Source organism: Pseudomonas monteilii, from assembly GCA_001534745.1.
Taxonomy (GTDB): Bacteria; Pseudomonadota; Gammaproteobacteria; order Pseudomonadales; family Pseudomonadaceae; genus Aquipseudomonas; species Aquipseudomonas alabamensis.
Window position 1 is genome coordinate 2,175,536 of the sequence record CP013997.1, and the last position, 24,364, is coordinate 2,199,899.

Sequence of the window (24,364 nt, forward strand, 5' to 3'; positions counted from 1 at the left end):
ATGTCTGTTACCGAAGTTTTGCCGTTGACCGCGGCTCAGCGTGACATCTGGCTGGATCAGATCGGACACGGCGATTCGCCGCTCTACACCATCGGCGGTTACGTCGATCTTCAGGGCCCCTTGCGGCCTGAACTGCTGGAGCGCGCGCTGGTCGACCTGCTGCGCGCCCACGAGGCCCTGCGCACGGTGCTGGTGCCCCCTGCACCCGGCAGCGACGCGCGCCTGCCCGGCCAGCGCTTCGTCGCCGACCTGTCGGTGGACCTGCCGCTGCATGACCTGAGCGAGGCCTGCGACCCGGTCGCCGCCGCACAGGCACAGGTGCGCACCGCCCTGCAGCACCACCACGCCCTGGACGGCGGCCCGCTGCTGCACTTCAGCCTGGTGCGTCTGGGCGCCGACCGGCACTGGCTGATCACCCACGCCCATCACCTGATCCTCGACGGCTGGGGCTTCGGCCAGATGCTCAAGGCCCTGGGCGAGCACTACACTGCGCTGAGCCAGCACCAGCCATTGCCCGGCACTGCCTCGTCGTATGCCGCGTTCGTCGCGGACGACCAGCGCTACCAGGCCTCCGAGCGCTACCAGCGCGACAAGGCCTATTGGCTGGACAAGTATCGCCACCTGCCCGCGCCGCTGCTCACGCCACGCCGTCAGCTGCGCCGCGCCAGCGACCCTTCACCGGCCGGCAACTGGACCCAGGCCTTCCCGGCCGAACTGCACACGCGCATGCAGCGCTTCGCCGATGCCCAGGGCGCCTCGGCGTTCCATGTCCTACTGGCGGCGCTGCACCTCTACGTCTGCCGCGTCTGGCAGCGCCAGGAGTGGGTGGTCGGGGTGCCGATGCTCAACCGCAGCGGGCGCTTCAAGGCCACCCTCGGGCACTTCGCCCAGGTCAGTGCCGTGCACCTGGCCACCCCCGACGACCTGACCTTCGAGGCGCTGGTCAGGCACGTGCGCGACACCCTGCGTCGCGACCTGCGCCACCAGCGTTTCCCCTTGAGCGACCTCAACCGCCACCTGGGCCTGGCCCGCGAGGAACGCGCGCAGCTGTTCGAGGTGTCGCTGTCCTACGAGCAGGACAACCACCGCTACGCCTATGGCCAGGCCCAGGCCGACACGGTCAAGGTCTGCAATGGCCATGAAGCCACGCCCCTGGCGATCCACGTGCGCAGCAACCGGCAGACCGACGGCGCCTGGCTGCACCTGGTGCACCACCGCGGCTGGCTCGACGACGACGAAGCCCAGGCCCTGGCCGCGCGCCTGCTGCAGGTCCTCGACCAAGGCCTGGCTGCCCCCGAGACACGCCTGTCGCAGTTCGAGCTGCTCACGCCGGCCGAACAGCGTCAGCTGGCGCAATGGAACCGCACTGAGCTGCCCGCCGCCGGCAGCCGGCAGGTCCATCGGCGCATCGAGCGCCAGGCCCAGGTGCGCCCGCAGCAGGTGGCTGCCGTGCACGAAGGCGCGCAACTGACCTACGCCGAACTCGACCAGCGCGCCAGCGACCTGGCTCACCGGCTGCGCGCCCACGGCGCCGGCCCCGAGCAGCGAGTGGCCGTGCTGCTCGAGCGTGGCCTGGACCTGATGGTCGGGCTGCTGGCCATCTTCAAGGCCGGGGCCGCCTACGTGCCGATCGATCCGGCCTTGCCCGCCGAACGCATCGCCTACCTGCTCGAAGACAGCACCCCCTGCCTGCTGCTGAGTCGCTCGGGCCTGCGTGCTCGCCGTCCCGACGGCACGCTGCCGGTGATCGAACTGGACGCACGGCCGCCGACCGGTGTCCAGGCGGGCACGCACGCGCCGGCCGCCACTGACGATGCCGATCTGGCCTACGTGATCTACACCTCCGGCTCCACCGGACTGCCCAAGGGCGTGATGATCGAGCAGCGCATGCTCGCCAACCTGGTCGACTGGCACCTGCAGGCCTTCGACCTGGGGCCGGGCAGCCACACCTCCTGCCTGGCCGGGCTGAGCTTCGATGCCATGGCCTGGGAGGTCTGGCCCGCGTTGTGCGCCGGCGCCACCCTGCACCTGGCCCCGGCCCAGCCCCAGGGCGAGAACATCGACGCACTGCTGCGCTGGTGGCGTGCGCAACCGTTGGACGTAAGCTTCCTGCCGACCCCGGTCGCCGAGTACGCCTTCGGCCTGGCCGAAGACCATCCGACCTTGCGCGTGCTGCTGATCGGCGGCGACCGTCTGCGCCAGCCGCCGAGCCCACGGCGTTACCGGGTGATCAACAACTACGGGCCGACCGAAACCACGGTGGTGGCCAGCTCCGGCCAGGTCGGCGCCGGCCGTGCCCTGCACATCGGCGCACCGGTGGCCAATACCCAGCTGCACGTGCTCGATGCCCAAGGGCGCCCGCTGCCGATCGGTGCGGTGGGTGAGCTGTACATCGGCGGCGTCGGGGTGGCGCGCGGCTACCTGGGTCGTCCCGACCTGACCGCCGAACGCTTCGTCGCCGACCCGTTCAGCGACCGTCCCGAGGCGCGCCTGTACCGCAGTGGCGACCTGGTGCGCTGGTTACCCGACGGCACCCTGGAGTACCTGGGGCGCAACGACGACCAGGTCAAGGTGCGCGGCATGCGCATCGAGCTGGGTGAAATCGAAGCGGCGCTCAGCGCCCAGCCCGGCCTGCAGGATGCCGTGGTGCTGGTGCGCGATGGCCGCCTGCTGGCCTGGTACACCGCCACCGCCGAAGACACCTCGCCCGACCCGCAGACGCTGCGCCAGGCCCTGCGTCAACGGCTGCCGGCGCACATGGTCCCGATGGCCTTCACCGCCCTGGCGAACTGGCCGCTCACCGCCAATGGCAAGCTCGATCGTCGCGCCTTGCCGGCCCCGGATCCGGCGCAGATGAGCGGCCAGGCCCACGAGCCCCCGCAAGGCCCGCTGGAAATCGCCATGGCCGCGCTGTGGTGCGAGGTGCTGCAGGTGACGAAGGTCGGTCGACACGACAACTTCTTCGAACTGGGCGGACACTCGCTGCTGGCGGTCACGTTGATCGACCGACTGCGCCAGGCCGGCCTGCCTGGCAGCGTGCACCAGTTGCTCAGCCACCCGACCCTCGCCGAGCTGGCGGCCCTCGACCCACAAGCCGCGTCCGTCGTCGAGGTGCCGGCCAACCGGGTGCCGCCGGGGGCCGAGCGCATCACGCCGGCCATGCTCAGCCTGGCCTCGCTCGAGCAGACGGCCATCGACCGCATCGTCGCCACGGTACCCGGTGGCGCCGCCAACGTGCAGGAGATCTACCCGTTGGCGCCCGTGCAGGCGGGGATCGTCTACCACCACCTGCGCGCCACCCAGGGCGACCCCTACCTGCTGCGCTGGCGCCTGGCCTTCGACAGCCTGGCGCGACTGACCCGTTGGGCCGCGGCATTGCAGCAGGTCATCGACCGCCACGACATCCTGCGCAGCGCCATCTGCCACGAAGGCCTGGCGCAGCCGCACCAGGTGGTGTGGCGGCAGGCGCCGTTGACGGTGGAAGCCGTCGAGCTGCCGGGCGCAACCGCCGGTGATACCCCCCTGGCGCAGTTGCACGCCCATGTGCAGGCCCACAGTGCCCGCCTGCCTCTGCACCAGGCCCCCCTGATGCGCCTGTATCGTGCCCAGGATCGGCACACCGGCGAGACCGTGGCGATCCTGCTGTTCCACCACCTGATCCTCGACAATCAGGCCATGGTCCGGGTCGCCCAGGAACTGACGAGCCTGCTCGCGCAGCCTGGCGTCGCCTTGCCCGAAACGGTGCCTTACCGCCAGTACATCGCACAGGTCGAACGCGCCGATCAGGCGGCGCAGACGGCGTTCTTCGAGGCCATGCTCGGCGACGTCGATGAGCCGACCTTGCCGTGCGGCCTGACCGTGCTCGAGGACGAGACCCCGCTGGAAGAATGCCGCCGGACCCTGTCCCCCGCGTTGAACCAGGCCCTGCGCGAGCAGGCCCGGTGCCAGGGCGTCAGCGTGGCCAGCCTGGTGCACCTGGCCTGGGCGCGGGTGGTCGGGGTGCTCGCCGGGCGTGACGACGTGGTATTCGGCACGGTGCTGCTCGGGCGCATGCAAGGGGGCGATGCCCGCCAGGCCCTGGGCGTGTTCATCAACACGCTGCCGCTGCGCATCGACACCGCCCAGCCGGCGCGTCAGGCCCTGCGCGACGTGCACGGTCGGCTCAACGCGCTGCTGGCCCACGAGGACGCACCCTTGGCCCTGGCCCAACGCTGCGCCGACCTACCCAAGGGCGCCACGCTGTTCAGCGCGCTGCTCAATTACCGGCACAGCGCCGAGGCCCGGCCGCAGGACGGCGAGGGCGCCTGGGCCGGAGTGCGCGTGCTCGACGGCGAAGTGCGCAGCCATTACCCGCTGACCTTGAGCGTCGATGACCTGGAGACCCACTTCGACGTCCAGGTCCTGGCCGTGCCGACCCTGGGCGCTGCCCGCGTGACCGACTGGGTCGAGACGACCCTGGCGCGCCTGCTCGAGCGCCTGGCCCAGCCTGCGCCTGGGCGTGTCGATCAGTTGTCGATCCTGGACGACGCGGCCCAGGCGAGCCTGATGGACCTTGGCCGCCTGCCGCGTGCCTATCCGCGTGGACAGACCGTGCACGCCCTGGTCGAAGCCCAGGCGGCGCGCCAACCGTCGGCGCCCGCGCTGCGCCAGGGCGAGGTTTGCCTGAGCTACGCCCAGCTCAACCAGCAGGCCAATCGCCTGGCGCACACGCTGCTGGCCCACGGCGTGCGTCCCGAAGACCGGGTCGCGGTCTGCCTGGGCAACACGCCGAACCGTGTGGTGGCCTTGCTCGCCGTCCTCAAGGCCGGTGCCGGCTACGTGCCGGTCGATCCCGGCTACCCCGCCGAACGCCTGGCCTACCTGCTCGGCGATGCCGCGCCGCGGCTGGTGCTGACCGAGGACGGCACCCAGGCCCGGGTCGGTGGCTGTGCGCAGTTGAACCTCGACCGTTTCGACGGCCACGGGCAGTCGACGCAGAACCCGCGTCTGCCGGGCCTGGACGACCGACACCTGGCCTACGTGATCTACACCTCCGGCTCCACCGGCCAGCCCAAGGGGGTGATGGTCGAGCACGCCAGCCTGGTCAACCTGGTGCACTGGCACGCCGAGGCCTTCGACCTGGGAGCGGGCAGCCAGACCGCCAGCGTTGCCGGTTTCAGCTTCGACGCCGCGGCCTGGGAAACCTGGCCGGCCCTGTGCCAGGGCGCGGTGCTGCACCTACCGCCGCGCGAGGTGGCCAGCGAGGCGCTGGACGACCTGCTGGCCTGGTGGCAGCGCACGCCGATCGAGGTGGGCTTCCTGCCCACTCCGGTGGCCGAACACTGGTTGCGCGGCGCTCCACGTCACCCCACCTTGCGCACTTTGCTCATCGGCGGCGACCGCCTGCGCCAGTTCGACCGCGACCCCGGCTTTGCCGTGATCAACAACTACGGTCCGACCGAGACCACGGTGGTGGCGACCTCGGGGCAGATGCAGCCAGGCGGCGCCCTGCACATCGGTGGGCCGATCGCCAACGCCTGTCTCTACGTGCTCGATGCCGGTCGCCAGCCGGTGCCAGTGGGCGTGGTCGGTGAGCTGTACATCGGTGGCGAAGGCGTGGCGCGCGGCTACCTGGGGCAATCCGCGCTGAGCGCCGAGCGCTTCCTGGACGATCCCTTCGCCGCCGGACCGGGCGCACGGATGTACCGCAGCGGCGACCGCGTGCGTTGGCGCGAAGACGGCACCCTGGACTACCTGGGGCGGGTCGATGCCCAGGTCAAGCTACGCGGCATGCGCATCGAGCCGGGCGAGATCGAAGCGGCGTTGCTGGCCCAGCCAGGTGTCGAGAGCGCCGTGGTGCTGGTCCGCGACGGGCGTCTGTTGGCCTGGTTCACCGGCGCCGTGGACGTCACGCCCGCTGCGCTGCGCGACGCCCTGCAACAGCGCCTGCCGGGTCACATGGTGCCGTCGGCATTCACCGCCCTGGCTGCGCTGCCGTTGACCCGCAACGGCAAGCTCGACCCGGCGGCCTTGCCTGAGCCGACGCCGGACAGCCTCATTGGGCAAGACTTCGAGGCGCCGCAAGGCACCCTGGAAACCGCCATTGCCGCGGTTTGGGCCGAGGTCCTGGGCCTGGCCCAGGTCGGGCGGCACGACGACTTCTTCGAGTTGGGCGGCCATTCGCTGCTGGCCGTGAGCCTGGTCGAGCGGCTGCGCGAGCGCGGCCTGGGCATCGACGTGCGGGTGCTGCTGGCACGGCCCACCGTGGCCGCCCTGGCCAGCGGCATGAGGGCGCACGCCACCCACGCCACGCCGCCCAACCGTGTACCGGACGGCTGCACGCACATCACCCCGGCACTGCTGGCGCTGGCCGAACTGGACCAGGCGAGCATCGACCACATCGTTGCCCAGGTGCCGGGCGGCGCGGCCAACGTGCAGGAAATCTACCCGCTGGCGCCTTTGCAGCAGGGCATTCTCTACCACCACTTCAGCACGCCCGAGCGTGACCCCTACCTGCTGCACCTGCCGCTGCGCTTCGACAGCCTGGCGCGTCTGCAACAGGTGGCTGCGGTCTTGCAGCGCAGCATCACGCGCCACGACAGCCTGCGCACGGCGATCGTCTGGGAAGGCCTGGAAACCGCGCACCAGGTGGTCCTGCGCGAAGCCCCGCTGCGGGTCGAGCAGGTGCCGGTCGCGCAGTTGGGCGACGCCCACGCCGCTCGTCCCCTGGCCCTCGACCAGGCCCCGCTGATCGAGCTGTGGCACGCAGCGCCGAAGGCCGAGGGCGCGGTGCAGGCGATCCTGCGCTTCCACCACGTGGTGCTCGATGCCCTGGCCCTGGAAGTGCTGCGCGAGGAGTGGCTCGACGATCTGGCCGGGCAGGGGATACCCCGCGCCCCGGCGGTACCGTACCGCAACTACGTGGCCCAGGCCTGCCAAGGCGCGGCACAGGCCGAGCACGAGGCGTTCTTCCGCGAGCAACTGGGCGACATCGACACCCCGACCCTGGCCTTCGACACGCCGGGCGTCGCCGCCGGGCCGGCCGAGCAGGCCCGACGCGCGTTGCCCGAGGCCTTGGTCGTGCGGCTGCGGCGCCAGGCCCAGGCCGCCGGCGTCAGCCTGGCCAGCCTGTTCCACCTGGCCTGGGCGCGGGTACTGGGCGTGGCCTGCGACAACGAGCGCGTGGTGTTCGGCACCGTGCTGCTCGGCCGTCTGCAAGGCGGGCAGGGCGCCGACCGTGGCATCGGCATGTTCATCAATACCCTGCCGCTGCGGGTCGAGCTGGGCGATCGCAGCGTGCACCAGGCACTGCGCGACACCCATGCCCGGCTGCTGGCCTTGCTCGCCCACGAGCAGGCACCGCTGGCCCTGGCGCAACGCTGGAGCGGCGTGCCCGCGCCCCTGCCGCTGTTCAACGCCATGCTCAACTACCGTCATGCGGCCGGTCAGGCCCGCCAGGACGCGCGCCAGGCCGCCTGGGAGGGCATCGACTTCGAACCGATCCAGGGGCCGGGCACCTACGCCCTGACGCTGGACGTGGACGACTTCGGCAGCGCCGTGCAGGTGGGAATCAGCGCCCCCGACACCGTAGGCGCCGCACGCCTGGCCGGGCTGGTCGAGCAGACGCTGGTGAGCCTGGCCGAGGCGCTGGACGATGCCCCGAGCGGCCGCTGCAGCAGGTCGTGGTGCTGGACGCCGAGGCCCAGCGACGTTTGCTGGCGACGGCCAACGACACCGCGCAGGATCACGACCTGACCCAGACCCTCCCGGCGCTGTTCGCCGAGCAGGTCCGGCGTCATCCAGAAGCCATCGCGCTGTACGCCGACGGTGTCGCGCTGCGTTACCGTGACCTCGACGCCCAGGCCAACGCGCTGGCGCATCACCTGCTGGCCCACGGCCTGGACCGCGATGACCGCGTGGCCCTGTGCGTCGAGCGCGGCCCGGCGATGGTGGTGGGCCTGCTGGCCATCCTCAAGGCCGGGGGTGCCTACGTGCCGCTCGACCCCGGCTACCCGGCCGAACGCCTGCGCACGTTGCTCGACGGCAGCACCCCGCGCGCGGTGCTGGTGCACGGCGCTACCCGCGATCGTCTGGCGCTGGCCGGGCAGGTGGTGATCGACCTGGATGCCCTCGAGCACCTGACCACGCGCACCGACGCGCCTCCCGTGTGCCGCCCGAGCGCCCAGGACCTGGCCTACGTGATCCACACCTCCGGTTCCACCGGCGTGCCCAAGGGCGTGATGGTCGAGCACCGCCAGGTGGCCAACCTGGTGCACTGGGCCCGGCGCATCTGGCCCCAGACGCCCGGGCGCGTGGTCCTGCACAAGACCCCGATCAGCTTCGACGCCTCGGTCTGGGAACTGCTCTGGCCCTTGTGCAGCGGCATCCCGCTGGTGCTGGCGCGCCCCGACGGGCAGCGCGACCCGGCCTACCTGACCGCGCTGGTCCGCCAGCACCGGGTCAGCGTGGCGCAGTTCGTGCCGGCCTTGTTGGCGCAGTTCCTCGACGACGACGGCTGCCTGGCCTGCACCAGCCTGGTGGACATCGTCTGCGGCGGCGGCGAGTTGACCGCAGCGCTGGCTGCCCAGGTCCGCCGCCGCATGCCGTGGGCGCGGCTGCACAACGTCTATGGGCCGACCGAGACCACCGTCGATTGCAGCCTGTTCACCCTGCACCCCGAGCAACCGGTGCCGGCCACGGCACTGCCGATCGGCCAGCCGATCGACAATACCCGGCTCTACGTGCTCGACGCCCAGCTGCAACCGGTCCCCGAGGGCGTGCCGGGCCAGCTGTACATCGGCGGCGCCGGGGTGACCCGCGGGTACCTCAATCGCTCCGAGGAGCAGGCCGAGCGCTTCATCGACAGCCCCTTCACCCCGGGTGAGCGGCTGTACGTCAGCGGCGACCGGGTCCAGCGACGCCTCGACGGCCAGCTGATGTTCCTCGGGCGCAACGACGACCAGCTCAAGCTCAACGGCCTGCGGGTCGAACCCGGCGACATCGAGCACAGCCTGCTGCGCGTGCCAGGCATCGCGCAGGCGGTGGTGCTGGCACGGCCCGACGCCCTCGGCGCCCAGCGCCTGGTGGCCTGGTACAGCGGCACGGCCTACACCACGGCCGAGCTGCGCGCCGCCTTGCGCGAGCAGTTGCCGGACTACCTGGTGCCGGCGCTGTTCATGCACCTGACGCACTGGCCCCTGAGCCCCAACGGCAAGCTCGACCGGCGCGGCTTGCCCACGCCGGAGGGCCAGGCACTGCCAGGCCGTACCTTCGAGGCGCCGGACGGCGAGGTCGAGGTCCTGCTGGCGCAGGTCTGGGCCGAACTGCTGGGCGTCGAGCGGGTAGGCCGACACGACAATTTCTTCGAACTGGGCGGCCATTCGCTGCTGGCGGTGAACCTCATCGCCCGGCTTCGCCAGGAAGGCCTGGAAGCCGACGTCCGCGCCCTGTTCGAGCACCCCACGCTGGCGGGTTATGCCGCCATCACAGAGAGCATGGAGATCATCCTGTGAGCATCGACCAACTACTGGCCACCCTGACGGCCAATGCCATCCACCTCAGCGTCAAGGACGGCCAACTGGCGGTCAAAGGCAACCGCCAGGCCTTGCAGGAACACGGGCTGGTCGAGCAGCTGCGCCAGCACAAGCCGGCGCTGATCGCCCTGCTCGAGGCCGGCCAGCTGGGCAGCGCCACGCCGTCGCAGACGCCGGTCAACGGCATCCCTGCCGGTTGCACACGCATCACACCGGCCATGCTCGACCTGCTCGCGCTGACGCCCGGCGGCCAGGTCCCGGACCAGGCCGCCCTCGACCACCTGCTGCGCGACGTCCCGGGCGGGCACGCCAATGTCCAGGACATCTACCCCCTGGCGCCGCTGCAGGCCGGCATCCTCTACCACCACGCCAGCGCAGGCGAGACCGATCCGTACCTGATGCAGGTGCGTTTCGCCTTCGCCGATGCCGCCCGCCTGGACGCCTTCATCGCCGCCTTGCGCCAGGTCGTCGCCCGGCATGACATCCTGCGCACCTCGGTGCACTGGCACGGTTTGCAGACCCCTGTGCAGGTGGTCTGGCGCGCGGCCGAGCTGAGCGTCGTGCGCGACACCACGGCCTTGCCGACCCGGCTGAGTCTCGACCAGGCGCCGCTGCTGCGGCTGGTCTGCCATCCCGAGGGCGCCGACGGGGCGGTGCAGGCCACGCTGCTGTTCCACCACATCGCCATGGACCACAGCGCACTGGAGGTGATCCGCCAGGAAATCCAGGCCTGCCTGAGCGGGCAGGCCGAGCGGCTCGGGCCGCCGGTGCCGTTTCGCAGCTACGTGGCCCAGGCCGTGCTCGGGCTGGGCGAGGCGGCCCACGAAGCGTTCTTCCGCGACATGCTCGGGGAGGTGGAGCAACCGACCCTGGCCTACGCACGCCAGCGTCTGGAGGACGACGAGGCGATCGTCGAGCACAGCCAGCCGCTGGACGCCGCGCTGGCGCAGGGCTTGCGGGCCCAGGCGCGGCAGCTGGGCATCAGCGTCGCCAGCCTGTTCCACCTGGGCTGGGCACGGGTGCTGTCACGCCTGGCCGGTGGCGAGCAGGTGGTGTTCGGCACCGTGCTGATGGGCCGACTGCTGGGCGCCGAGGCGACCGAGCGGGCCCTGGGCATCTTCATCAACACCTTGCCGCTGCGCTTGGACATCGACCAGCGGCCGGTGCTCGAAGCGGTGCGGGCCACCCAGGCGCGCCTGGCGGCGCTGATGCGCCACGAGCATGCGCCGCTGGCCCTGGCCCAGCGCTGCAGCGGCGTGGCACCGCCCATGCCGCTGTTCAACAGCCTGCTCAACTACCGCCACAGCGCGCCGCCGATCGAAGGCGCCAGCACCTGGGAGGGCATCGAGGTACTGCTGGCCGAAGAGCGCAGCAACTACCCGCTGGTGATGAGCGTGGACGACCTGGGCGAAGGCTTCGCCTTGACCGCGCAGGCGGCGCCGGGCATCGAGGCCGCGCGCCTGTGCGGGTACCTGGCCCAGGCCATGGCGCAGCTGCTCGAGGCCTTGGCCCAGGCCCCCCAGACCCCGGTCGACCAGCTCGACGTGCTGCCGGCCCACGAGCGTGACCAGTTGCTGGGCGCGCTGGCCGGCCCGTCTCCACGGCCGGCGCCTGCGCGCCTGCTGCACGCGCGCATCGCCCACTGGGCCCAGGCCACCCCCGAGGCGACCGCCGTGCGCGTCGGCGCGGCGCAGCTGAGCTATGCCGACCTCGACGCCCAGGCCAATGCCCTGGCTCACCGGCTGATCGCGCAGGGTGCGCGGCCCGACCAGCGCATCGCCGTGCTGGCGCGGCGCGGCCTGGACACCGTGCTGGCGTTGCTGGCCGTGCTCAAGGCCGGCGCCGCCTACGTGCCCATCGACCCGGCCCACCCGGACGAGCGCATCGCCTACCTGCTGCAGGACAGCGCGCCGGTGCTGGTGCTCACCCAGCAGCGCCTGCAGGCACGCCTGGCCGACACGACGGTGCCGGTGCTGCTGATCGACCGCCTCGAGGCACCCGTCCGCGCCGAGGCGCCGGAAGTGCCCGGCTTGACCCCGGATCACCTGGCCTACGTCATCTACACCTCCGGCTCCACCGGCCAGCCCAAGGGGGTGATGGTCGAGCACCGCACCTTCGACAATCTGGTGGACTGGCACTGCCAGGCCTTTGGCGTGGGGGCCGGCAGCCACACCGCCAGCGTCGCCGGCTTCGGCTTCGATGCCATGGCCTGGGAAATCTGGACGGCGCTGTGCGCGGGCGCGGTGCTGCACCTGCCGCCGGACACCGTGGACAACCAGCAGGTCGATGCCTTGCTCGACTGGTGGCAGGCCCAGCCGCTGGAGGTGGCGTTCCTGCCCACGCCGGTGGCCGAGCATGCCTTCGGCCGCGGCTTGCGCCACCCGACCTTGCGCACCTTGTTGATCGGTGGCGACCGCCTGCGTCGCTTCGATCAGGACCCAGGCTTTGCGGTGATCAACAACTACGGGCCGACCGAGACCACGGTGGTGGCCACCTCCGGCCCGGTGACCCCTGGCCAGGGCCTGGACATCGGCCGACCAATCGGCAACACCCAGGTCTACCTGCTCGACGCCGCGCTGCAGCCCGTGCCCCTGGGCGTGGCCGGTGAACTGTACGTGGGCGGTGCCGGTGTCGCGCGCGGCTACCTCAACCAGCCCGCGCTGAGCGCCGAGCGCTTCCCGCGCGACCCCTTCAGCGCGACGCCGGGCGCACGGCTGTACCGCACCGGCGACCTGGCGCGCTGGAACCCCGATGGCACCCTGGACTACCTGGGGCGCAACGACGACCAGGTGAAGATCCGCGGGGTGCGCATCGAACTGGGCGAAGTCGAAAGCCAGGTGGCGCAGCTGCCGGAGGTCGAACAGGCCCTGGTGCTGGCCCTGGAAGACAGCCCCGGCCAGGCCCGCCTGGTGGCCTACTACTCGCTGCGCGAGGGCGCGACGGCGACCCCCGACAGCCTGCGCACGGCCTTGTCGGCGCACCTGCCGGGCCACCTGGTGCCCAGTGCCTGGGTCGTGTTGCCTCACTGGCCATTGACCGCCAATGGCAAGGTCGACCGCCGCGCACTGCCTGCACCGGATCGTCAGGCGTTGGGCAGCGCGCCCTTCGAGGCCCCGCGTGGCGCCTCCGAGCAGGCCCTGGCGACGCTCTGGAGCGAGCTGCTGGGGATCGAGCAGGTCGGGCGGCATGACCGCTTCTTCGACCTGGGCGGGCACTCGCTGCTGGCCATGCGCATGGTCGCCCAGGTGCAGCAGCGGCTGGGCCGCGAGCTGAGCCTGGCGCGCCTGTTCGCCGACAGCGAGCTGGCCGCCGTCGCCCGCAGCCTCGACGAGGCGGCGGATGCCGAGACCTCCGCGCTGCCGCCGATCCCGGTGCTGCCTCGGGGCAGCCGCGTGCCGCTGTCCTACGCCCAGCAGCGGCTGTGGTTCCTGGCGCAGATGGAGGAGGCCAACAGCGCCTACAACATTCCCCTCGGCCTGCACCTCGATGGCCCATTGGACGTCGACGCGCTGCAACGGTCGATCCTGCGCATCGTCGAACGGCACGACAGCCTGCGCACGCGCTTCGGCCAGGACGACGGCCAGCCGTGGGCCGAGGCCGCGCCGCTGGACACGCTGCCCAGCCTGAGCTGGCACGACCTGCGAGGCCAGGACGCCGAGGCCTGGCGCGCCCAGGTGATCGAAGAAGCCCACGCGGCCTTCGACCTGCGCCACGGCCTGCCCATCCGCGGCCGGCTGCTGTGCCTGGACGACACTCGCCACGTGCTGCTGTTGACCGTGCACCACCTGGTGGCCGACGGCTGGTCGCTGGGCGTGCTGACCCGTGAACTGATGGCGCTCTACCCAGCCTTGCGCGATGGTCGCGACGATCCATTGCCGGCCCTGCCACTGCAGTTCGCCGACCACGCTGCCTGGCAGCGCGAATGGCTGGTCGGGCCGCGCCTGACCGCGCAGGCCGACTACTGGCAGCAGGCCCTGGACGGTGCGCCGGCCTTGCTGACCCTGCCCACCGATCATCCGCGTCCGGCGCGTCAGGACTACACCGGCGCCAGCCTGCCGCTGACCTTCGAGCCGGCCCTGAGCCAGGCCATCACCCGCACCTGCCAGGCCCGTGGCGTGACCCCGTTCATGCTCTTCATGGGCGCCTGGGCGGCGCTGCTGGCGCGCCTGGCCGGGCAACCGGAGGTGGTCATCGGCCTGCCGGTGGCCGGTCGCCGCCGTGCCGAGGTCGAAGGCCTGATCGGCCTGTTCGTCAACACCCTGGCGGTGCGCCTCGACGTGGCGGCGGTCGACGACGTCGACGGCCTGCTGGCCCAGGTCAAGGCCCAGGTGCTGGCCGCCCAGGCCCATCAGGACATTCCGTTCGAGCAGGTGGTCGAGCGGGTGCGCCCACCGCGCAGCCTGGCCCACAGCCCGCTGTTCCAGGTCTCCCTGGCCTGGGACGGCAGCCAAGGTGCACGGCTCGACCTGCCGGGGGTGCAGGCCACGCCGCTGGACGAGCAGCCGACCTTCGCCAAGTTCGACCTGACGTTGAGCGTCAGCGAGCAAGCCGACGGCTTCGTCGCGGCCCTGGACTACGCCACCGCGCTGTTCGAACCGGCCACGGTCGAGCGGCACGGGGCGTACCTGCGCACGCTGCTCTGGGCCATGGTCGGCGAATCGCACACGCGCCTGGCGGACATCGAGCTGCTGTCGCAGGCAGCGCGTGCCGACCTGCTGGCCCAGGCCCAGGCCGAGGCCACGGCCCAGACGTTCGAACTGGACCGCCCCCTGCACGTGCTGTTCGAGGCCCAGGCGCGTCGCCAGCCGAATGCCATTGCGGTCACCCACGACGACGGCGAGCTGAGCTACCAGGCCCTCAACGAGGCTGCCAACCGTCTGGCGCACCACCTGATCGAGGAGGGCATCGGCAGCGACGATCGCATCGGCCTGTGCCTGGCCCGCGGCCCGGGCCTGGTGATCGGGCTGCTGGCGGTGCTCAAGGCCGGTGCCGCCTACGTCCCGCTGGACTCCAGCTACCCGGACGAACGCCTGGCCTACATGCTCGCCGACAGCGGTGCCAGCCGGGTACTGGTCGATGCCAGCACCTGCGAGCGATTCACCGAGGGTGCACCGCGCCTGCTCGCGCTGCACCGGCCCGTCTGGTCCGAGTGTTCCTGCGACAACCCTCGGCTGCCGGCCCTGGGCGGCCATCACCTGGCGTACGTCATCTACACCTCCGGCTCCACCGGCACGCCCAAGGGCGTGATGATCGAGCACCGCGGCGTCTGCAATCTGGTGCAGTGGAGCGACCGGCTGTGCCCGACGGCCGCCGCGACCGGCGCCGCCGTGCTGCACAAGACCCCGGTGAGCTTCGATGCCTCGGTCTGGGAGCTGTTCTGGCCCCTGTGCAGTGGCCTGCGCCTGGTGCTGGCACGCCCCGACGGCCAGCGCGATCCGGAGTACCTGGCGCAGTTGATCGCCCGGCAGCAGGTCAACGTGGTGCAGTTCGTCCCGGCCCTGCTGGGGCAGTTCCTCGACAGTGCCAACCCCGCCCAGTGCGCCAGCCTCACCGACCTGGTCTGTGGCGGCGGCGAGCTGACCGCCGAACTGGCCCGTCAGGTGCGTGCGCGCCTGCCGTGGGTACGCCTGCACAACGTCTACGGCCCGACTGAAGCCACCGTCGACTGCAGCGCCTGGACCCTGGCGCCCGATCAGCCAGTGCCCGAACAGACGCTGCCGATCGGCCGCGCCATCGCCAACACCCGGCTGTACGTGCTCGACGCGCAGGACCGCCTGGTACCTCCCGGTGTGGCGGGCCAGTTGCACATCGGTGGCGTGGGCGTGGCCCGCGGCTACCTGAACCTGCCGGCATTGCAGGCCGATCGCTTCATCGCCAGCCCCTTCGTCGCCGGCGACCGGCTGTACCGCAGCGGTGACCTGGTGCGCCAGCGCGCCGACGGTGAGCTGGAGTTCCTCGGCCGCAACGACTTCCAGGTCAAGCTGCACGGCCTGCGCATCGAGCTGGGCGACATCGAGGCGCGCCTGGCGACGCACCCGGCCTTGCGCCAGGTGGCGGTGCTGCTGCGCGGCGAGCGCCTGGTGGCCTGGTACGCCACCCACCCTGGGCAGGACGCACCGGGCATCGAGGCGCTGCGCCGTCACGTGGCCGCCGGCTTGCCGGACTACATGGTGCCTTCGGCCTACGTGGCCCTGGCGGACCTGCCGTTGACCCGCAACGGCAAGCTCGACCGTACGGCGCTGCCCGACCCGGACGAGTATGCCGTGCTCAGCCGCGCCTACCAGGCGCCGCAAGGCGAACGGGAGACGCGCCTGGCCGACCTCTGGTGCGACCTGCTCGGCGTGGCCCAGGTCGGGCGGCAGGACAACTTCTTCGAGCTGGGCGGCCATTCGCTGCTGGCGGTGACCCTGGTGGCGCGGCTGCGGCGCCTGGGGCTGCACGTGGATATCCGCGTGCTGTTCGCCGAACCGACCCTGGCGGCGCTGGCCGCCAGCCTGAGCGCGGACACCCAGCCCCAGGTGCTGGCCAACCGCATCCCACCCGGGTGCACGCAGATCACCCCCGAGCTGCTGCCGCTGGTGACGCTCGAGGCCACGGCGATCGAACGGATCGTCGCGGCGGTGCCGGGCGGTGCGCCGAACGTGCAGGACATCTACCCCTTGGGGCCCCTGCAGACCGGCATCCTCTACCACCACCTGGCCTCGCCGGAGGCTGACCCCTACCTGCTGGCCCCTCGTTTCGCGGTCAAGGACCGTGCGCGCCTGGACGCCTTCGTCCAGGCCCTGAACGCGGCGATCCAGCGTCACGACATCCTGCGCACGGCGCTGCACTGGGAAGGGCTGCCCGCGCCGGTGCAGGTGGTCTGGCGCGAGGCGCCGCTGCGCGTGGAGGCGGTCAGCCTGGAGACGCTGGAACGTCCGGCGCGGCTGGACCTTACCCAGGCGCCGCTGCTGCAGCTCGACTATGCCCCGCACCCGCAGGGCGAGGGCTACCTGGCCGTGTTGCGCTTCCACCATGTGATCATGGACCACGTCGCGCTCGAGGCCCTGACCGCCGAGCTGCGCGCCTCGATGCTCGGGCAGCAGGCCGCGCTCGCCGCGCCGGTGCCGTACCGCAACTACATCGCCCAGGTCGGCCAGGGGCTGGACGAAGCAGCGCTGGCGGCGTACTTCACGGCGCAGCTGGGCGACATCGACGAGCCGACCTTGCCCTACGGCCTGGCGCCAGGCGCGACCGATGCGCCGCTGCACGAAGCGCAGCTGGCCCTGGAACCGGCACTGGCCCAGGCCGTGCGCGCTCAGGCGCGTGCCCAGGGCGTCAGCGTCGCCAGCCTGGTGCACCTGGCCTGGGGCCAGGTGCTCGGGCAACTGGCTGGGCGTGACAGCGTGGTGTTCGGCACCGTGCTGATGGGCCGTCTGCAAGGCGGCGAGGGGGCCGAACGGGCCCTGGGGGTGTTCATCAACACCTTGCCGCTGCGCCTGGACCTGGGCGTCACGTCGGTCCGCGAGGCCGTGGCGCATACTCACCAGCGCCTGACCGGGCTGCTGGCCCACGAGCAGGCGCAACTGGCCCTGGCCCAGCGCTGCAGCGGCCTGCCGGCCGGCGCGCCGCTGTTCGCCAGCCTGCTCAACTACCGCCATGGCCAGGCCGCCGCCCCGGCCGACAGCGCCTGGGACGGTATCGAGGTGCTGCACGCCGAAGAGCGCAGCCACTACCCGCTGACCGTCAGCGTCGATGACCTGGGCGAGGCCTTGGCCATCACCACCCAGAGCGTGGCCGAGATCGATCCGCAGCGCATCTGCGCCTACCTGCGCCAGGCCCTCGCGGGCCTCGTCGAAGCCTTGCGCGAAGGTGAAGGGCCGTCGGCCGCCGAGGTCGACCTGACCCTGGACCGTCTGTCGATCCTCTCCAATGCCGAACGCGACCAGTTGCTGGCGTTCAGTGCGTCGCAACGCGACTACCCCCGCGACCAGACCCTGGCCCAGCTGTTCGAGGCGCGCGCGGCCCAGGCACCGGCAGCGTGCGCCGTGGTCGATGGCCCGCGCACCCTCAGCTACGCCCAGCTCGAGGCGCAGGCCAACCGCCTGGCCCATGCCCTGCAGGCACGCGGCGTAGGGGCGGGCGATCACGTGGTGCTGCAACTGCCACGCTCGCTGGAACTGCTCGTGGCGCAACTGGCGGTCATCAAGTGCGCGGCGGTCTATGTGCCGCTCGACATCCATGCTCCACTGGAGCGGCGCCGCTTCATGGTCGAGGACTGTCAGGCCGCGCTGGTCATCGGTCAGGGGCCGGAGCTGGACCGTCTCGGCGCACCGAGCCTGGACCTCGCTGCACTGGACCTGGCGAGCCTGCCGGAGCACCCGCTGCGTCGCACCCACGACGCCAGCGCCGTGGCCGCCGTGCTCTACACCTCCGGCTCGACCGGTGCGCCCAAGGGCGTGCAGGTGACCCACCGCGGCATCGCCCGGCTGGTGCTCAACGATGGCTATACCGACCTCGACGCCCGCGACGTGATGGCCCTGGCCGCCAACCCGGCCTTCGACGCCAGCACCCTGGAAGTCTGGGGCGCGCTGCTCAATGGCGCGCGCCTGGTGGTGATCGACCATGACACGCTGGTCGATCCCCAGCGCTACGCCACCGCGCTGGTCGAGGGCAAGGTCAGCGTGGCCTTCCTGACCACCGCATTGTTCAACCACTACGCCCGGGTGATCGGCCCGGCACTGGGCACGTTGCGCCTGCTGATGACCGGCGGCGAGCGCGCCGATCCGGCGACCTTCGCCTTGCTGCTGGCGCAGGCCCCCGGTCTGCGCCTGGTCAACGGCTACGGCCCGACCGAGACCACCACCTTCGCCACCACCTGCGAGGTGGCCACGGTGGCGCCCGACGCCCAGTCGCTGCCCATCGGCCGGCCGATCGGCAACACCCATGTCCACGTGCTCGATGCCCACGGGCGCCTGGCCCCGCTGGGCGTGGTCGGTGAGCTGTACATCGGCGGCGACGGGGTGGCGGCCGGCTACCTCGGCCAGCCGGCCTTGAGCGAGACCCGTTTCGTGCCCGACCCGTTCGGCACTTCGCCCGGCGCGCGCTGGTACCGCACGGGTGACCTGGGGCGCTGGCGCGCCGACGGTCAGCTGGAGTGCCTGGGGCGCAACGACGACCAGGTCAAGATTCGCGGATTCCGCATCGAACTGGGCGAGATCACCAGTCGCCTGCAGCAGTTGCCGGGAATCGAGGAGGCCGTGGTGCTGGCGCGGGCCGACGAACCGGGGCCGCTGCGCCTGGTCGGCTACTACACCTGCCAGGCCGGAGCCCCGGCCCTGGCGCCCGCCGAACTGCGCGCGCAGTTGCAGCAGTGCCTGCCCGACTACATGCTGCCCTCGGCGCTGGTCGAGCTGGCCGCGCTGCCGCTGACCGCCAACGGCAAGCTCGATCAGCGAGCCTTGCCCGTTCCGCTGCACGCCACGGTGTCCGGGCAGGCCTACGTGCCGCCCCAGGGCGAGCTGGAAATCGCCCTGGCGCAGATCTGGAGCGAGGTGCTGCAGGTCGAGCAGGTCGGGCGTCACGACCACTTCTTCGAGCTGGGCGGCCATTCCTTGTCGGCCATGCGCATGGTTTCGCAGGTGCGCCAGCGCCTGGGCCTGGAGCTGCCTCTGGCCGAGCTGTTCGCGCTGGGTGAGCTGGCCCGTGTCGCCGAGGTGCTGGGCGGCCTGGAGCAGGCGCTGCCCGAGCACATTCCGCGCCTGGGACGGGAAGGGCCGATGCCGCTGTCCTTCGCCCAGCAGCGGCTGTGGTTCCTGGCCCAGCTGGACGGCGGCAACCAGGCCTACAACATCGCCCTGACCCTGGGGCTGCGGGGCACCTTGCAGGACGCCGCCTTGGCCCGTGCGCTGACGCGCCTGGTCGAGCGTCACGAAAGCCTGCGCAGCCACTTCGTCAGTGACGAAGACCGCGTCGAGGTTCGCTTCGGTGAGCCATCGAGTGGGGTGCCGCTGCACCGTCACGACCTGCGCGAGCACCCCGAAGCCCTGGCCACGCACCTGGAGCAGGTCGCGCGGGCACCGTTCGACCTGGTCGAAGGGCCACTGCTGCAGGGTCACCTCTGGCAACTGGCCGAGGACTACCACGTGCTGGGCCTGACGGTGCACCACATCGTCGCCGACGGCTGGTCCATGGGCGTGCTGACCCGCGAGCTGCTGGCGCTGTACCAGGCCGACTGCCAGGGCATCGACCCGGCACTGCCGACGCTGCCGATCCAGTACGCCGACTACGCCGCCTGGCAGCGGCGCTGGCTGGTGGGCGAACGCCTCGAGCGTCAGGCCGACTACTGGCGCCAGGCCCTGGCCGGCGCGCCCGATCTGTCCAGCGTACCGACCGACCGCGCCCGCCCGGCGCAGCAGGATTTCGCCGGTGCGAGCCTGGCGATCCGCATCGATCCGGGGCTGGCCCTGGGGCTGCACGGCCTGGCGCAGCGCCATGGCGCGACGCTGTACATGACCCTGATGGGGGCCTGGGCCGCGCTGCTGGCCCGGCTGTCCGGCCAGGCCGACGTGGTCATCGGCAGCCCGGTGGCCGGGCGCAACCGCGCCGAGCTGGAAGGCCTGGTGGGGCTGTTCGTCAACACCCTGGCGGTGCGTGTCGATACGGCCGAGGCCACCGACGGCGCGGCCTTGCTGGCCTTGGTGCGTGAGCAGGTGCTGGCGGCCCAGGCGCACCAGGACCTGCCCTTCGAGCAGGTGGTGGAGCTGACCCGGCCGAGCCGCAGCCTGGCCCACGCGCCCCTGTTCCAGACCACCGTCAACTGGCTGCCAGGCGAGGCCGGTGCGCTGACCCTGGACGGGCTGCATATCGAACCGCTGGAGCAGACGGCCCAGGTGGCCAAGTTCGACCTGTCGCTGAACCTGGGCGAGCAGGGCGGCGCGCTGGTGGGCAGCCTCGACTACGCCACCGCCTTGTTCGACGAGGCGACCGTGCGCCGCTACGCCGGCTATTTCGAGCGTCTGCTGCACGCCCTGGTGGCCGATGACCGGGCGCCCCTGGCCGAGGTGGCGCTGATCGACGGTGCCGAGCGCGAGCACCTGCTGACGCGCCTGAGCGGCACCGCCCTGGCCGTGCCACGCGGGCCGACCGTGCAGGCCTTGATCCAGGCCCGTGCGACCGCGCAGCCGGAGGCGATCGCCGTGCAGGTGGGCGAGCGTCACCTGAGCTATATCGACCTCGAACGGCGTGCCAACGCCCTGGCGCATCACCTGCTGATGCAGGGCGTGCGCCCGGACGACCGGGTCGCGGTCTTCGCCCAGCGCAGCCTCGACACGGTGGTCGGCCTGCTGGCCGTGCTCAAGGCCGGTGCGGCGTACGTGCCGATCGATCCGGCCCACCCGTCCCAGCGCATCGCCTACCTGTTGGCCGACAGCCAGCCGCGGCTGCTGCTGGGGCAGCAGGCGCTGCTGGCGCGTCTGCCAGCGTCCAGCTTGCCCCGCGTGGCGCTGGACGACGTCACCTGGCCGGTCCACGACGCGGCGCCCGAGGTGGCGGGGCTGTGCGATCGCCACCTGGCCTATGTGATCTACACCTCGGGCTCGACCGGACAACCCAAGGGGGTGATGGTCGAGCACCAGACGCTGGTCAACCTGGTGCACTGGCATTGCCAGGCCTTCGAACTGGGCGCGGGCAGCCACACCGCCAGCGTCGCCGGCTTCGGCTTCGACGCCATGGCCTGGGAGTTGTGGCCAGCGTTGTGCGCCGGGGCGACGTTGCACCTGCCGCCGGCGGACCTGGGCAACGAGCAGGTCGAACGCCTGCTCGACTGGTGGCTGGCGCAGCCGTTGCAGGTGGCGTTCCTGCCGACGCCGGTGGCCGAGCACCTGCTCGCCCAGCGTCGCCCGCACCCGACCCTGCGCACCTTGCTGATCGGTGGCGATCGTCTGCGACGTTTCGAGCATGACCCAGGCTTTGCCGTGATCAACAACTACGGCCCGACCGAAGCCACCGTCGTGGCGACCTCGGGACGGTTGTGGGCGGGCGGGGCGCTGGACATCGGCCGGCCGATCGCCAACACCTGCGTCTACCTGCTCGATGCGCACCAGCACCTGGTGCCGACCGGCGCGGTGGGCGAGCTGTACGTGGCCGGCGCCGGGGTGGCACGTGGTTACCTCAACCAGCCCGAGCTGACCGCGCAGCGCTTCCTGCGCGACCCGTTCACCGCCGATCCCCAGGCGCGCATGTACCGCACGGGCGATCTGGCGCGCTGGAACGCCGACGGTACCCTGGAATACCTGGGACGCAACGACGACCAGGTCAAGGTGCGCGGTGTGCGCATCGAACTGGGCGAAGTGGAGAGCCAGCTGGCGGCGCTGCCCGAGGTGCGCGAGGCCCTGGTGATCGCCGAGCGCGGCAGCAGTGTCGATGCACGCCTGGTGGGCTACGTCATCCCTACCCTAGGCGCGGCACCGGTGTCGGTGGGCGACCTGCGCGCCACCTTGCAGGCACGCCTGCCGGCCTACCTGGTGCCGGCTGCCCTGGTGGTGCTGGAGGCCTGGCCGCTGACCGCCAACGGTAAAGTGGATCGGCGTGCCTTGCCGGCGCCCGACGCGCAGGCCAGTGCTGGTACCGCGTACCAGGCGCCCCAGGGCGAACTGGAAACCTGCCTGGCGACGCTGTGGTGCGAGCTGCTGGACCTCGAGCAGGTCGGGCGCAACGATCACTTCTTTGAGCGGGGCGGCCATTCGCTGCTGGCGGTGACCCTGGTCGCGCGCCTGCGGCGAATGGGCCTGGCCCTGGACGTGCGCCAGCTGTTCGCCCAGCCGACCCTGGTGGCCCTGGCCCGCGTCATCGGCACACCGACGCACACGGCGGTGCCGGCCAACCGGATCGAACCGGGCTGCACCCACATCACCCCGGCTCTGTTGCCCCTGGCCCGTCTCGACCAGCCAGCGATCGACCAGATCGTCGCTCAGGTACCCGGCGGCGTGGGCAACGTGCAGGACATCTACCCGCTGGGGCCGCTGCAGAGCGGCATCTTCTTCCACCACCTGACGGCGGGAGAGGACGACCCCTACCTGTTGCAGGCGCGCTTCGGCTTTGCCGACCAGGGTCGCCTCGAAGCCTTCGCCGAGGCCTTGCAGCAGGTGATCGCGCGTCACGACGTGCTGCGCACGGCGCTGTGCTGGGAAGGGCTGGAAGCGCCCATGCAGGTGGTCTGGCGTGACGCCTGGCTGCCGGTGGAGGCGGTCTCGCCGCAGGCCCTGGCACGACCGGGCGCGCTGGACCTGCGCCAGGCGCCGCTGATGCGCCTGCTGCACACCCAAGACCCGGATAGCGGTCGACGGGTGGGGGTCTTGCAGTTCCATCACCTGATCATGGACCACATGGCCCTGGAGCTCCTGGGGCAGGAATTGCAGGCCGTGCTGGCGGGTCAGCAGGCCAGCTTGCCGGCCCCGGTGCCTTATCGCCTGCACATCGCCCAGGCCCAGCAAGGCCCGAGCCAGGCCGAGCATGAAGCGTTCTTCGGCGCCCAGCTCGGCGACCTGACCGAGGCGACCTTGCCCTATGGCCAGGACGTCACCGCCAGCGGCGGGCTGCCGGACGAAGCGCGCCAGCGCCTGGACGCCGACCTGAGTCGACGCATACGCGAGCAGGCCCGTGTCGCCGGGGTCAGCGCCGCCAGCCTGCTGCATCTGGCCTGGGCCCAGGTGCTTGGACAACTGTCCGGGCGCGAGCAGGTGGTGTTCGGCAGCGTGCTGCTGGGAAGGATGCAGGGGGGCGAGGGGGTCGAGCGTGCGCTGGGGGTGTTCATCAACACCTTGCCGCTGCGCCTGGACCTGGGCGAGCAGAGCGTGCGCCAGGGCCTGACCCAGGCCCATGCACGCCTGAGCGACTTGCTGGTGCACGAGCATGCGCCGCTGGCCCTGGCCCAGCGCTGCAGCGGCCTGCCCAGTGGCGCGCCGCTGTTCACCGCCTTGTTCAACTACCGCCACAGTGCGCAACGCCCGCTGACCGACGAGCAGGTCACGGTCTGGGACGGGATCGAGCTGCTGCAGGCCCACGAGCGCAGCAGCTACCCGCTGACGGTCAGCGTCGACGACCTGGGCGAGGCTTTCGAGCTGACCGCCCTGACCACCAATGGTCAACCGGCCGAGCGGCTCTGCGCCTACCTGGACTGCGCCGCGCGGCGCCTGGTCGCGGCCCTCGAGACGCAGCCGGACACGCCGCTGACCCAGCTCAGCTGCCTGCCCGATGGCGAGCGTCAGCAGGTGCTGGAAACCTTCAATGCGCACGACGTAGCCACACCGACGGCGCTGACCGTGCACCAGCGCATCGAGGCGCAGGCACAGCAACGGCCCGAGGCGATCGCCGTGCAATGCGGCGTGCAGTGCCTGACCTATGCCGAGCTGAACGCCCAGGCCGAGGCCCTGGCCCGGCAACTGGTCGCCCGTGGCGTGGGGCTCGACGAGCGTGTGGCGGTGTTCGCCGAGCGCGGCGTGCAGACCGTGGTGGCCTTGCTGGCCGTGCTCAAGGCCGGAGCAGGCTACGTGCCGGTCGATCCCGGCCATCCACAGCAGCGGGTCGACTACCTGCTGAGCGACAGCGCGCCGACCCTGGTGCTGACCCAGCAGGCGCTCGCGCCGCGGCTGGCGCACTTGGACCTGCCGAGCCTGAACCTGGACCAGCCCGACTGGCCGAGTGCGGGCGCACCGGTCCGTCCGGCCGGGCTGTCGACCACGCACCTGGCCTACGTCATCTACACCTCCGGCTCGACCGGCGAGCCGAAAGGCGTGATGGTCGAGCACGGCACGCTGAACAACCTGATCGATTGGCATTGCCGGGCCTTCGCGCTCGGCGCGGGCAGCCACACC

The 24,364-nt window shown here is 71.6% G+C and carries 1 protein-coding gene and 1 pseudogene (1 of these 2 only partly in view); both read left to right on the forward strand.

The window, feature by feature from the left end:
* Window positions 1–9,491, forward strand: a pseudogene (locus APT63_09500) (non-ribosomal peptide synthetase).
* Window positions 9,488–24,364: the 5' portion of a non-ribosomal peptide synthetase gene (locus APT63_09505; GenBank protein AMA45842.1), read on the forward strand. 2,895 nt of this gene lie beyond the right edge of the window; only the first 14,877 of its 17,772 coding nucleotides appear in the window; the start codon lies at window positions 9,488–9,490; the stop codon falls past the right edge of the window. Before APT63_09500 ends, APT63_09505 begins: the two are co-directional and overlap by 4 nt.